The 12676-nt window shown below is 68.5% G+C and carries 11 protein-coding genes and 5 pseudogenes; 11 read left to right on the forward strand and 5 right to left on the reverse strand.

Features of this window, described 5'->3' with window-relative positions; translation table 11 throughout:
- Positions 1-42 precede the first annotated feature (42 nt).
- The 6 genes and pseudogenes from ACFY0T_RS24200 to ACFY0T_RS24225 all read left to right on the forward strand — a co-directional run bounded on the left by ACFY0T_RS24200 (position 43) and on the right by ACFY0T_RS24225 (position 4021).
- On the forward strand, positions 43-189 hold the full coding sequence (locus ACFY0T_RS24200; RefSeq protein ID WP_388874143.1) for a helix-turn-helix domain-containing protein: 147 nt from the start codon (positions 43-45) through the stop codon (positions 187-189).
- A 415-nt stretch (positions 190-604) separates the two neighbouring features.
- A pseudogene (locus ACFY0T_RS24205) lies at positions 605-841 on the forward strand (ArsR/SmtB family transcription factor); the annotation flags it as partial.
- A 4-nt stretch (positions 842-845) separates the two neighbouring features.
- Positions 846-1567: pseudogene (locus ACFY0T_RS24210) on the forward strand (cation transporter).
- A gap of 82 nt (positions 1568-1649) precedes the next feature.
- Complete coding sequence (locus ACFY0T_RS24215; RefSeq protein ID WP_388874146.1) at positions 1650-2291, forward strand: class I SAM-dependent methyltransferase; 642 nt, start codon at positions 1650-1652, stop codon at positions 2289-2291.
- Positions 2292-2676: 385 nt separating this feature from the next.
- A complete protein-coding gene (locus ACFY0T_RS24220) occupies positions 2677-3051 on the forward strand; it encodes a hypothetical protein (RefSeq protein ID WP_388874149.1) in 375 nt (124 codons plus the stop codon).
- 418 nt (positions 3052-3469) lie between these two features.
- On the forward strand, positions 3470-4021 hold the full coding sequence (locus tag ACFY0T_RS24225) for an AAA family ATPase (RefSeq protein WP_388874152.1): 552 nt from the start codon (positions 3470-3472) through the stop codon (positions 4019-4021).
- A gap of 21 nt (positions 4022-4042) precedes the next feature.
- On the opposite strand, the pseudogene ACFY0T_RS24230 reads toward ACFY0T_RS24225, so the two are convergent.
- Positions 4043-4150: pseudogene (locus tag ACFY0T_RS24230) on the reverse strand (AAA family ATPase); the annotation flags it as partial.
- A 322-nt stretch (positions 4151-4472) separates the two neighbouring features.
- Between ACFY0T_RS24230 and ACFY0T_RS24235 the strand changes: the two are divergent.
- Entirely contained in the window at positions 4473-5432 is a 960-nt protein-coding gene (locus tag ACFY0T_RS24235; RefSeq protein ID WP_388874155.1) for an NAD(P)H-dependent flavin oxidoreductase, read from the forward strand.
- A 76-nt stretch (positions 5433-5508) separates the two neighbouring features.
- Here the strand turns inward: ACFY0T_RS24235 and ACFY0T_RS24240 are convergent, their stop codons facing one another.
- Entirely contained in the window at positions 5509-5664 is a 156-nt protein-coding gene (locus ACFY0T_RS24240) for a hypothetical protein (protein ID WP_388874158.1), read from the reverse strand.
- A gap of 237 nt (positions 5665-5901) precedes the next feature.
- Here ACFY0T_RS24240 and ACFY0T_RS24245 point away from each other — a divergent pair.
- Positions 5902-6066: pseudogene (locus ACFY0T_RS24245) on the forward strand (IS5/IS1182 family transposase); the annotation flags it as partial.
- Here ACFY0T_RS24245 and ACFY0T_RS24250 read toward each other — a convergent pair.
- A complete protein-coding gene (locus ACFY0T_RS24250) occupies positions 6038-6475 on the reverse strand; it encodes a hypothetical protein (RefSeq protein WP_388874161.1) in 438 nt (145 codons plus the stop codon). The pseudogene ACFY0T_RS24245 and the gene ACFY0T_RS24250 overlap by 29 nt on opposite strands.
- A gap of 1357 nt (positions 6476-7832) precedes the next feature.
- Here ACFY0T_RS24250 and ACFY0T_RS24255 point away from each other — a divergent pair.
- Complete coding sequence (locus ACFY0T_RS24255) at positions 7833-8021, forward strand: hypothetical protein (protein ID WP_388874164.1); 189 nt, start codon at positions 7833-7835, stop codon at positions 8019-8021.
- Positions 8022-8219: 198 nt separating this feature from the next.
- Positions 8220-8692, forward strand: a pseudogene (locus ACFY0T_RS24260) (DUF5753 domain-containing protein); the annotation flags it as partial.
- A gap of 1344 nt (positions 8693-10036) precedes the next feature.
- Here ACFY0T_RS24260 and ACFY0T_RS24265 read toward each other — a convergent pair.
- Both ACFY0T_RS24265 and ACFY0T_RS24270 read right to left on the reverse strand, forming a co-directional pair.
- A complete protein-coding gene (locus ACFY0T_RS24265; RefSeq protein ID WP_388874167.1) occupies positions 10037-10261 on the reverse strand; it encodes a hypothetical protein in 225 nt (74 codons plus the stop codon).
- Positions 10258-10872, reverse strand: a complete 615-nt coding sequence (locus ACFY0T_RS24270) for a hypothetical protein (protein WP_388874169.1) — start codon at positions 10870-10872, stop codon at positions 10258-10260. Before ACFY0T_RS24270 ends, ACFY0T_RS24265 begins: the two co-directional genes overlap by 4 nt.
- A gap of 766 nt (positions 10873-11638) precedes the next feature.
- On the opposite strand from ACFY0T_RS24270, the gene ACFY0T_RS24275 reads away from it, so the two are divergent.
- Complete coding sequence (locus ACFY0T_RS24275) at positions 11639-11977, forward strand: hypothetical protein (protein WP_388874171.1); 339 nt, start codon at positions 11639-11641, stop codon at positions 11975-11977.
- Positions 11978-12676: the final 699 nt, after the last annotated feature.

Below are 12676 nucleotides of genomic sequence, written 5' to 3' on the forward strand. Positions count from 1 at the left end.
CATCTTGAGCGCAGGTGCCTCCCTTCGCCTGAGCAGGCGGACATGTGCGAGGAGTACGGGGATGTCTGCCGGGCGGTGTGGAACACCGCCCTTGAGCGGCGCAGGCAGTACCGGCGGCGGGGCGGGTGGACGACTACGCCCCGCAGTGTGCCGAGCCGGCGGAGGCCAAGCGTGAGCACCCGTGGCTGAAGGCCGCGCCGTCGCATGCGTGCAGCAGACGTTGAAGGACCTGGACCGGGCTTGCCGGGAACACTGACGGCAGCCGGCCAACGTCTCTCGCACCACATCCCGCAGCTTCGGCTGCCCTCACGCACAGTCGCCGCTCGTATCACGGCTGGCCAGCACACGACCTGCGCCGCCGCGGGCGCTGCCCCAGCGACACCAGCCCCAGGCTCTTCCCCGGCGCACTGCCAGGACGTCCGATCAGCACGTCGATGCTCGCCCGACAACTCACCCGCCTCGGCATCACCGTCCGCCCGGCGCGGAACACCGCCCTGATGAACTGGCGGCAGAACTCCCCACGGTCGTCTGCAGCCGCCTCCTCGGCCTGAGCATCGAAGCCGCCGGACGCGAACCTCCGGTGCCCACCAGGCGGCATACGCGGCCGACCTCGCCCGCCGACAGTTCAGGATTTCCTGAATTCAAGAGCACCCGCCTGTCGAACCACCTGGCGTGCCTGCGCGACTGCGGCCTGGTCGTCACCGCGCCGGACGGCCGGCGCACCCGTTACGAACTCGCCGACCAACACCCGGGACACGCCCTGGACGACCTGCGCGCCGTGGTGATCGCCGTCGAGGCCGACCGCACTTGCGCTCATGCCGAGGAGAAGGGGTGCTGCTGAATGACTGCGACGCCCCAGCCCGGCCCGCCGTGACACACTGTCCCGGCGCATACGGCTGCTGGTCGCCGCGACCATCACCTACACCGCGCGACCATCACCTACAACGTCATTGAGGCGATCGTCGCCATCACCGCGGGTACCATCGCCTCCTCCACCGCGCTGATCGGCCTCGGCCTCGACTCCGTCGTCGAGGTCTCCTCCGCCGCAGCCGTCGCCTGGCAGTTCTCCGCCCGCGTCCACGCCACCCGTGAAGCCAGGGAGAAGCGCACGCTGCGGATCATCGCCATCTCCTTCTTCGCCCTCGCGCTCTACGTGACCATCGCCTCCATCCGAGCCCTGACCGGCACGGGCGAATCCGACCAATCGGTTCCCAGCGTCGTGCTGCCGCCCTCTCCCTGGTGGTCATGCCCTTCCTGTCCGCTGCACAACGCCGCGCCGACCGCGAACTCGGCCCCGCCTCCGCCGCAGCTGATTCCAAGCAGACCATGCTGTGCACCTACCTCTCCGCTGTGCTGCTGACTCGGCCTGCTCACCAACCTCGCCCTCGGCTGGTCCCGGGCCGACCCGATCGCCGCCCTGGTCATCGCCGCCGTCGCGGCCAAGGAAGGCCGCGACTCCTGGCGCGGTGACTCCTGCTGCCCTGCGCTGTCCACCGCATCCACCGTCGCGCCCACCGACACCCGCCCGGGTGCCTGCGGCTGCCGATCCGGCTGCGCCTGCCGCTGACGCGGCCGACCACCCGCAGCGGTCGCCTCCACCCGCACCGGGCGCGATGCTGAAGGCGAGGCGACGAGTGAAGAGGATGGCCATGGCAGACAGCCGCGACGAGAACGCGCGCATGCGCCGGATCTGGGAACGCGATGCGCCACGTTATGACGGATGGATGCGCCACTTCGACCGGTTCATGATCCGCGACGGCCGTAGCTGGCTGTGCTCCCAGGTCCGCGGCCGAGTGCTGGAGGTTGCCATCGGGACCGGCCTGAACCTCCCCGCCTACCCCAAGGACGCCGACCTGACGGGCGTCGACCTGTCCCCGGCGATGCTGGACCGCGCCCGCCGACGCGCCGCGGGCCTTGGGGCGGATGTCAGGCTCACCGAGGCGTCCGCCACCGAACTGCCCTTCCCCGACGCCTCCTTCGACACGGTGGTGTGCACGCTGGGGCTGTGCTGCATTCCCGACGACAAGGCGGCGGTCGCGGAGATGCGCCGGGTTCTCAAGCCCGGCGGCACTCTCCTGCTCCTGGACCACATCATCAGCGACCGCTTCGCCGTCCGCATGGGCCAGCGTCTCCTCGAACCGCTGACGGTCAAGCTGGCCGGAGACCACCAGATGCGCCGCCCGCTGCACCTGGTGCGACAGGCCGGGTTCACGATCACCCGCCGTGAACGGTCCCGCCTCGGCACGATCGAGCGGCTTGCCGCCGTCAAGCACCGCGCGCCCGCCACCTGACCCTCCGACCGCCGAGTGGCAGCATCGGCCGCCGCAACCCGTCACGTGGCGGAAGTGGGACGAGCGGCGGGAGACACCATGCAGCGCGAGGACAGCGACCTCGCCGACGCCAGCAAGACCACTGGCAGCACACACCCACACCGCCCACCCAGGCATGTACGGCGAGCAGCCTTCCGCCCGGCCGTCCACGCCGGAACTGTCTTCCGCGCGGCGGGAGTGAAGACCCGCACCTGGATGTCGACTTCAGCCCGCTGCGCGGCGACGGCCCGCCCCGAGCCGGCGGCTATGGCCAGGCAGCCTGACCCAGTCCTTCGGGTCAGCGCAAGGTAATCAGCCGTTAGCTTTCGCGCGGTCAGCCCCCCGGCGGATTCCGCACCTTCTGGCCGTGGCCGGCGATGCTGTCGGCGTACCTCGCCTGACCGGGGAACGTCAGCTGGAATCTCGGCAAGTACCACACGGCACGCTTCCAGCTCGTCCCCGCACCCCGCACTCCGCGCTGCACGTCGCCACCCCGGCCGTACGGCATCAGGAGACCGCCCGCACGAAAGGCACAGCGATCGGCGGCGTCAAAGTCTGCGACGAGGACATGCTCGCCACCGTCCTGCGCCTGCGCGACAACGAGCACCTGTCACTGCGTGAGGCCGCTTCCCGCCTTGTGATCCGCACCGGCAAGAAGCGCGGCCGGCATCCAGCCCTGGCGACGGTCATGCGCATGCTGCGCGAGCACGACGAAGCCGCCGCGCTGAAGTTGAATCCGTAAGCAAGATCATCCCATGATGGGTTTCTGGCGTATCTGGGTCATGCCCCGTGGCTGCCCGGAGTTCGGCGGAACTGAGGCTGCTTCAGGCTGAACTCCGGCCGCCGCGGGGGCTGAGCAGGCGCTAGAGGCGGGAGTTCCGGGGAGCGGGCTGCGCGGTGCGGAGGTCGGGGACGGGCCGAACGGGGCGTTTATCGGGGTCGTGAAGGTCAGGGTAGAGGCATTGGGTTCGTGCGATGTGCGCATTTCCTGGCTTCGACAACGTGAGCCGGCTCCGCTCGGCAGTGGGATTCGGCCCCACTTAGCGATCTTTCGGGCATGATCTGGCAATGGAATTTGGTCCCACCCAAACCGCGCGGCATGCTGATCCGACATGCCGGGCCCGGCCTGCGGGCATGGCAACGGGGCGGGGAGGATCGCGTTGATCGTCTGGGTGAACGGTGCGTTCGGCAGCGGAAAGAGCACGCTGGTGGACGAGTTGCGTCCGCGTTGGCCCGAGGCATTGGTCTATGACCCGGAGATGGTCGGATATGTGCTGCGGGAGATCGTGGAGGTGCCGACCGGCAACTTCCAGGATCTTCGACTGTGGCGGCGACAGGTCGCCGACCTGGCGGTGGGGCTGGTCGAGGAGTACCGCCGTCCGGTCCTGGTCCCCATGACCTTGGTCAACCCTGGCTATGTCGGTGAGATCTTCGGTGCGTTGAAGGACGCGGGCATTGACGTTCACCACTTCTTCCTCAAGGTCTCCCGAGAAGTCCTGGAGAAGCGGATCGACGGACGGAGCTTCACCCCGGACAACCCTGAGCAGGACGAGCGGGTTCGGCGCTGGTGCAAGGACAGGATCGCGCCGTGCATGGCCGCGGCCGACACCCTGCCCAGCGACACGGTGTTCCTGGACGGCGAGCTGACCCCGCAGGAGTTGGCCGACCAGGTGCTGGCCCGGGTCCGAGCCGGCGGGACATCCGGGGTGTGATCGCGGTGGTGGCGGCTGCGGTCAGCCGACGTCCTGCTCGGCCTTGGCGTGCGCCAGGCGGTAGAAGTCGGTGCCGGTTTCGATGATGTTGCCGCCGAAGGTGAGCCGGTCCACGATGGCCGCGAAGAGATCGACTTTGGACCTCGGCCGCATCGACGCCTCCTCCCGACGGAGAGCACATCGATGCTCCCACGCAAGAAGGGCGGTGGGGCCAAAACTCGCTCACATCACCCTGCTACCAACACCGGTGGAGCCAGTCCTGACCGTCAAGTGGAGCCACGAACCGCTGTCAAAGCCACTTTTCCTGAGGGTGTTGGTGGTCTGTTGTGATTCGCCAGTCATGGCCACCTGGCGGGGAGGTGGCTGGTCGCGGACGTCAGAGCGAGTGAGCTGTGCGGCAATGGTTCCTGGCTGATGGCCCAGAGCGCTGGCGGGGGCGATGATGACAGCTATGGCATTGTCGACGGCGTTCACGAAGTTGTTCGGTGTGCGGCATCCGATTGCTTTGGCGCCGATGGGTGGGTCGGCCGGCGGCGCGCTGGCTGCGGCTGTCTCCCGCGGCGGCGGGCTGGGGTTGCTGGGGGGCGGGTACGGGGATCGCGATTGGCTGGCCCGTGAGCTGCCGATCGTGGCCGGGGGCGGGAGGCCGTGGGGAGTTGGGTTCCTGAGCTGGGCGGCCGGTGTCGGCGCGGTCGAGCAGGCGCTGGAGTACGGCCCCGGGGCTGTGATGCTGTCCTACGGGGATCCGAGCCCGTTCGTTGAGCGAGTCCGTGCAGCTGGTGCGGCGGTGATCGTTCAGGTCACCGATCTGGAGGAGGCCCGGAGGGCGGTTGATCTGGGGGCCGACGTCATCGTGGCGCAGGGCACTGAGAGCGGCGGGCATGGCGCCCGACACGGGTGGTCCACGCTGCCCTTCGTGCCGGTCGTGGTGGACCTGGCGGCGCCGGTGCCGGTGCTGGCGGCCGGTGGGATCGCCGACGGCCGCGGCGTGGCCGCTGCCTTGGCGCTGGGGGCCGCTGGTGCGCTCATCGGCACCCGCTTCCAGGCCACGGCCGAGGCACTGGTCGATCCCTCGATCACTGAGGCGATCCTTCGTGGGCGCGGGCAGGACACGGAACGCAACAGCGTCCTCGACATCGCCCGGGGGTCCCCATGGCCGACGAAGTACACGGCTCGCTCCCTTGGCCATCCCTACCTTGATCGCTGGCGGGGCCGGGAGGCGGAACTCGCCGCGGACTCCGGGGCCCGAGATGCCTATCAGGCCGATGTGGCACGAGGCGATGTGCCACCGCTGCCGGTGTGGGCCGGCGAGGGCGTCGACCTCGTCAACGACGTGCCACCCGCAGCCGAGCTCGTCGCCACACTGGCCGCCCAGGCCGACAACGCCCTGGCGCGAGCAGGAAGGTACTGACAGGAGCGCCCCAGAAGCATGCACGCCGGGTCGCTTCTGTAACTGGCCGTCCGTTGGGGGTTCTTGGTGGTCGCTGTCAGTGGTCAGGGCGTTGTTGTTTTTGGTCATGTTCGAGGAGCGAGCGCGCCGCATGCGCGTGGCGGATGGCAGAGCCGGTGCTGATACCGAAGACAGCGGCCAGGTGCAGCGCGTCGGGCCCGCGGTTGAGAGCTTCTTCCAGCCGGCGGTCCACGCGGAGACGGTCGAGGGTGGCGTTGTGACCGCGGAACATGTTGGAAAGGAAGTAGCGCGGAGGTAGCGGGACAGGGAACGCAGCGAGATCAGGGCTTGCCGGCGGGCAGTGAGGCCAGTGATTCTCGGACGTCGTCGGGAGTGATCTCGCGCAGGTGGTCGTGGTGCGTGACCGCATGATGAGGACGGGCGCTGCGGTGCGGAGGTATTCGGCGTGGAACTCCGGGGGACTGACGCAAACCGGTCCCACGCGAAGGTCCGGGCGCTCGGCGAAAAGGCCGTGGCCACGCTGAACCCCTGGCGACTTGTGGGCAAGCTACGGTGCAGCACCACTCGCATCACCGGCTTGGTCCAAGCCGTCCTCGTCCTCCGCCTCAACGCCTCAACACGCGGGTGTACGTGAGTGACTCCCCATTGTCGTCGTTGTCGCGCCGCAATTGGTCGTCGCCTACGGGAACCACCGTCGTGGGGTCGCCCGGCACGCAGCTGTCAGCCGGGTGCGCTGCGGTCACCGTCGACTTGCCCAGCCGGATGCTGCCGAACTCGACGGAGACTAGTTTTGCCTGGAATGCGCAGTGGTACCCGGGCCCGTCCGCAGTCAGGGACATCACGACGTCTCCCACGCGGCCTTGTTTGATGACGAGCCTTCTGTTGTGGTCGGCGTTGATGGTGGTCTTCCAGGTGCCCACATACTGCCCCGGCACGTCGCCACTGACCACGCGTGACGGTGGCTGCTTGTGGGTGAAGGGGGCCATGCCGTAGACAAATGCGCCAAGGGTAATAGCCAGTACAGCAGCCGTTGCGGCCAGCACGAGTCCACGGTGTGGCTGTCGTCTGTGCGCAAGAACGCCACTTGTACCGATGAGCACAGGTGGCGGCGAGGTGGAAGCGACGGCTCGTCGAGCCGACTGGCCCGGGAGAGCGCTCCCTCGTGATGACGGATGGTCGTGGGATGCAGCGTCTTCTTCGCCCTCTGGTACCGGCGTCCCGGCCGCAGGTTGGCGCATGACGACATCCCGTCGGCGACTCACTTCCCAGACCCTCCTGCGCGAGGGGCAGTTGCTGGCTGGGCTGGGCGTGCCGGCCCCGGTTGTGTCGGCATATCGGTACGAGCGGACACCGATGACGGCAGCTGCGGCCCTCCGCGCCATGCTGAGTTCTCGAGGATGGGTCAGGACACTGGTTCGGGCGGGACGCTGATCCACTCCGATCGCAGCCGCAGCAGCCCGACGCAGCAGGTGGGGCCGTGTCATACGGCACCGTCCTGGTCCGCGGCCGGCCTCCGTAGGCCTGGGGAAGGCTCAGAATGACGAGACGGCCTTTGGCCGTGTGGAGATTGCGGCAACGGTCCTGTGCCGACGGGACGCTCCGGTGCCATGATCTCGCTCGAAATTCCCGGCACCTGATCGTTTGCCATCCCATTGGCCGGATGCTGGGCGCCTGACGGGGGATTGGGCTCGCCAAGGATGACTTCGGCCAGGCGAGAGTTCTTGAGCTGAACGAGGACCAACGGCGCCGAGGCTCCTGCGGCAAACACCGCGAAGCCACCACTGACTTGGCCCGAGACCCCCAGGAGCACTGCCACCCCGGCCCCCAACACGGTGTGCACCACAGCCGCGATGCACTCGCCCCCGACGTCATAGAACGCGCTGAACGCAGGAGGCCCCTCGGCTGCGGGATCTGCGGAGAGCCGATGCTGCCGCCGCCCGGCGAGCCATTCGGTCATACAGTCGTACGCATGTACGATCCCGCGCACTGTCCCGCCTGCGGCGCCGAGCAGAAGCACTGTCGCAGTGTCCACGTTTCCTCAGCCAATGCAGGGAAGACTTCACTGAGTTCCATCTCGAAGACTACGGACCTGTTCACTGCATCGCGGTGAGTTTGTCGAAGACGGCCCACAACCCGTGCTCGCTGTTGTCCAAGGGCTTGTCGAAAACCGTGAGCCTGTCCAACGGACGGTGTAACCAGGGTGGTTGGGGTGCGGTTGCGGCGTGTCACACCAACTGGGCGTCCATCGCAAGGGGATGGCCACGATGAATCCCGCACGTCCTGCACCTGCGCGCGCCCGCGAGCCATCACTCGGGCGCACCAGCGCTGCAACGGGGCCGTAGACTCGAACACCGCCTCCGTGCTGGGCGTGAGGCCGCCGACCAGAAGGGTGTGTTGTCTGTGTTCGAGGATGCCCCGATCTACCAACGCCTCGTTGCGGAGCGCGGTGACATTCCGGCGCAGGTGCGTGGCGAGGCCGAGCGGATCCGCAACGACCTTCAGCGGGTGATGCGGCCGCTGCAGGATCCGTACTTCACCGGCGGCCGTTCTGGTGCACCCATTGGTCCGGCGTTGCCGCCGCCACGCTGACCCCCCTCCCGTCCAGGCACGATGCCCGCCGACGGCACCCGACAACAGCCGACGGACCGTCAGAACCGTTGCCATCGTGCCGAACTGCCGTGCTCGCCCGCACAGTCGGCGGGCGGGGTCGCGGCAGGCCGGTCAGACGACGACTGACACCACCTCCCAGATCTTCCGCACGGAGCTCTCTGTCACCGCCGTGTACGCGGCATCCTGCAGACTCCGGACTACGCCCGGCACCTCTTCACCCGGTACGCCGAACTCCAGCAGTCGCCCCGGGACACCGACGAGGCCGTACGCTCCCGCATCAAGCGCCAAGAGGCACTGTACGTCCCCGCTAAGCCCTGCCGCCTGCTCCTGTGGGAGGCCGCACCACGCGCTCTGATCTGCCCGCCGTGTGTCCTGGCCGACAGCTCGACCGACTGTCCGGCGCCGTCGGCCTGGACACGGTCGAGTTGGGGATCATCCCATTCGGCGCCTCGCTCAAGATCCCGCCCGCAACGGCCTTCCGGGTCTACGACGACAGCCGGGTGATCGTCGCGACATGGCACTCCGGGCTGTGGATCGAGGGCGAGGCCAGCGTGAGCACCTACCTCCGCACCTGGAACACACTGCGGGAATCCGCCGGGCACGGCGCCGACGCGCACCGGGTCATCACTGCCGCAGGCCGCGCCCTCAACGTCGCCCGACAGCGGGAGCACTCCGTCCGGCGGGACACGCTGCGTGCGGGCCTCCGTCTCGAGAATTCCGCGAGCCGGGACGGGGCCCGCTCACAGGATGCCGGTGTCCCGCATGCCAAGGGATGGCGTCGTCGGCGCCGAGGAGTGCGGGGAACATTCGCCGGGTGCTGGTGGTTGAGGAGGGCGTGGTGGTGAAGGGGACAGTGTCCCCGGGCCTCACCTCTTGCCTATGAGGACGATCGTTCGGCTGAAGCCTCATGGAGCCTTTCGCCGCGTAGGCGACCGCCCTTCACGACCACACGCTCGTGCAGCCCCGGCCGGGACCCCGGTCGGGGCTGTGTGCGTATCAGTCTTCGGCGGGTCTGCTGGGCCAGCCCGTGGAGAGGCTGGGCGAACTGTCTGCGCCAGAGTTTTGCCTATCGTGGGGTCGGCGTTGCGCACGCGTGGTGGGGGCTGTGGTTGGCCCGACCACAGCCCCCACCACCTACCCGAGGGAGAAGAGCCTGTGTCGGCGGGGGCGGACCTGCTGTCGCGGGAGATCGCGGCCCGGATCCCGTCGGAAAACTGACGGTCTCGGGGCTGAAGTGCACAAGGCATTGGGCGTGATTGACCGTGAGCAAGGTGGTACCGATGCCCTCGCGGCCGAGGGCATCCGCCTGTTGTCGCTGCTGAAGACCAAGGATCTGTGGGCTGCTCCCGCCTTGACTGGCAGAGCTGACAGCCAGTCCGCCGCTTCCTCGGCGTAGGGGCGTGTCCGGTCCCGTGCCGGCGTCGACCAGAGCCTGACGGGGTGGGGAGATCTGGCTCCGCTCGTGATCGCCCGGACAGGCCGTAGGTGCGGTCGCCAGCGCCCTGGGGGCAGCGTCTCAAGAACGGTGGCTAGAGCGTCTGGCCTTCGCCCGTGTGAGCCAGTACCGCGTCGGCGTCGGCGGGTTGGTCCGGCCCTGCTGCTGCACGCGCTGTCGCTTTCAGACCAGCAGCCTTGGGGGCGAGTTCGCGGGGCCTGTCTTCCCGCAACGACCGGTCACCGTCCTCAATGGCCTGGGCGCAGACGGAGACACAGGTGAGCAGCGCGGCGTACGCGACGGCGAGCTGCTGCTCCGTGACCGTCGGAACGCTCCACCCCGCGCAGCTTGGCGGCGCGTCCGGCCTGAGTGCCCGGACTCCCGGCATGTAGCGGGTGGCCGGGACGGCAGGACGAGCTAGCTACCCCGCACAGCTCTGCACGGGCGCAACCCCCGGAGACCAGGAACCAGGAATTGACCCGGAGCATGCGGCCCCCACACCGTGGATCACACGGTGTGGGGGCCGGGTTGAAAGAATTCGCCGCATGCGTCACCCGGCTTACGGGGTGCTTCTGAGGGGGCGCAGTACAGCGGCGCCGGCGCGCAGGAGCGCGGATACGGGTGGGCCCACCCATCGGGTGAGGTCGCGCGGCAAGTCAGGGTCGAGCTCGATGGTCACTCGGACGTAGCGGGTACGCAGCTGAGTGACCTTGCGGTGACGGGGCGGCGCGACGTCCGGTTCGCGCTGCAATGCGGCTCGATAGGTGTCCTTGCGCTGATTCACACCGTGTCCTGACGCTTGATGAGCTCGTCTGCGAGGTCCATGTATGCCGAGCCTTTGACCTCGACCGGGCTGCCGAATGACTGGGCGTACAAGTCGAGCCGTGGAATATGGGTGGACAACACGTCGAAGCCCCGCTCGGTGAGAGCTTCGCGGGCGTCGGCATCGGGACCGGTGCGCGTGGCGTCGGGACGATTTGTGCGGTTCAGCAGGACAGCGGCGCGGGCCGGCCGGGCGCGCAAGGACTGTACGTCGCCCATCTCGCCGCCGATGGGTGCCATGCGATCCAGCTCAATGGGGGCGGGGGTCACCGGCACGATCCACTCGCTCGCGTACCTCATGATGCTCCGGGCGATGTGGGCGTGGTCCTCCATTTGCGGGGCGTCGAACACGACGGCCTGCCGGTTGCCGAGGAAGTCGTTCACGCGCCGGTGCACGTCGCCCACTGGAAGGGCGATCACAGGAAACGGGAAGCCGCCTGCCAATTCGCTCCAACGCAGCGCGGAGGAGGCGGGGTCACTGTCCACCAGCAGCGGTGCGATGCCGGACTCGTGAAGTGCGTGAGCCAACCAGACTGCGCTGGTCGTCTTTCCCACTCCGGGTTTCAGGTTCACAAAGGCATGACTCATCGACACAAGAGCCGACGCTAATGGTCGCGAGCGGCTGGCTGCCGTCGGCGCGGGGCACACAGCCTCACCGTTCACCCTCTGGCTCTGGTGAATCATTCGTATGGCCCAATGCGCAAGTCGCCAGGCCACGAGGGGGCCTTGCGCAGCGGCGGGTACGGCACGAGGACCCAGGGGTCACCGTCCCGCCCCTGGCGTGGTGGTCGCGGAGGACCCGGGGCACAGGCGGCACCGATGGCAGGGCCTTCGGCCGGCGTGACGGTCCGCCAGCCGGGCACCACGGCTTCCGCTGCTGGCCGGCCAGGTCCCGCCGCGCGCTCACAGTGCGATTGCATTGCCTGCGACGCCGGGCCAGTTCCTACCACGGTCAACGTCGAACGCAGCCTGACCAAAGGACCGCATCCGACGAGGCGAGAGCCCGTGCCGGCACCGTCCGCCGCTACCGGCGGGCTCCTCGTCTGGTCGCGCTTGCCGGGCGATCAGGCGGCCTTGAGTCCCTTCGCAGCCAGCCGGGCCGCGGATCGCCTGCCCGATGCCGCGCGATGCTCCGGTCACGAGAGCCGGCACTCATGTCCACCACCCCGCATTGGTAGTCACTACCACCTTGGTAGTGACTACCACTCCGGTAGGGAAGGAGGACCTCGTGCTCGTCGACCAGAACGGTCGGCTCGTCGCCGAGCGGATCGTCGCGTCGTCCGCCGCGTAGCCCCTGGTCCGCCGCATCGGCAGCGCGCTCATCGACTCGGCCGCGACGTTGACCAGTGGCGGCCACGGAGATGACCTGACGGCGAACGAGCGGTTCCTGCTCGCCCGACTCCGGGTCATGGTCTCGACGCCGGCCTTGCGGGCCAGGCGCCTGGACAACCACTACGCCCTTCAGCAGGCGATTGTCGACGCCCTCGGGGCCGATGCCACCGATCCCTACACGGCGTTCCACGCCCAAGCGGCGGCCAGCGCCTGCCTGGCCGCCATGCACACGGCATTGGTGCGCTGGGCCGAGGACGACGGACGGACCGAGCAGCCCGGCCTGATTGCGAAGGAGCTTGCCGCCGCCTTCGGCGAAGACATCGTCGACACCGGCCCGGACGCGTGAGAAAGACCTTCCGAGCACTCGTCCGAATCGACCGACGCCGGCCAGGTCGATCCTGCAGCCGCGCCCCACGACGCCTCGGCGAGGGCGAGATGGCCACCGCGACCGTCCCTTCCAGTACCTTCCGGATCACATGGCCCGGGTGGCGGCCAGGAAGCTGAAGAAGACGCTCAGTCAGCTGTCTGCCATGACGGTTATTGCCGAACGAACGAACTGTGCGGGCGGAGCGTAGAGGCGAGTGTGGGCGGCCTGGTGTACGTCTCGCATTTCAGGTAGGCGCCGTTCCCGTCCCTGAGGCAGACCAGGGTGTAGAACGCGCCGCCGGGGACGTCCGCAGGCACGGTGAACGAGATCGGGGCGGACGTACCGCACACGCGGCTGCTGCTTCTTTCCCCGAGGAGGTACTCGGCGCTGTCGAAGGTACTGACCAAGGTTGACCGGCAGGAGGTGGTGCTCACAGACCTCTGGGTCCCGCTCACTCCCACCGACCGGTTGGCCCAGGTCAAGGTGCCTCTTACATAGGTCTGGCCGTAGGTGACGTCGAAGGGGGTGGTGGGGTAAGCGGTCGTGGCTGCTGCGGCAGGAGCTGCCGCAGCAGGCGCGAGGAGAGCTCCGGCCGCCATGATTGTGGCGCCGAGGCTCGCAGCGACCTTCGTACGCATGCTGTCTCCAAACGGTGGGGAGCAAGCCGAGAAGCGGTCG

The sequence above is a fragment of the Streptomyces sp. NPDC001530 genome (assembly GCF_042894545.1).
GTDB lineage: Bacteria > Actinomycetota > Actinomycetes > Streptomycetales > Streptomycetaceae > Streptomyces.

What these genes read in the sequence shown, in the direction of transcription:
- ACFY0T_RS24235 (WP_388874155.1), top strand. Translation starts at nt 4,473, where the DNA reads ATGGCATTGTCGACGGCGTTCACGAAGTTGTTCGGTGTGCGGCATCCG.
- ACFY0T_RS24200 (WP_388874143.1), top strand. Translation starts at nt 43, where the DNA reads ATGTGCGAGGAGTACGGGGATGTCTGCCGGGCGGTGTGGAACACCGCC.
- ACFY0T_RS24215 (WP_388874146.1), top strand. Translation starts at nt 1,650, where the DNA reads ATGGCAGACAGCCGCGACGAGAACGCGCGCATGCGCCGGATCTGGGAA.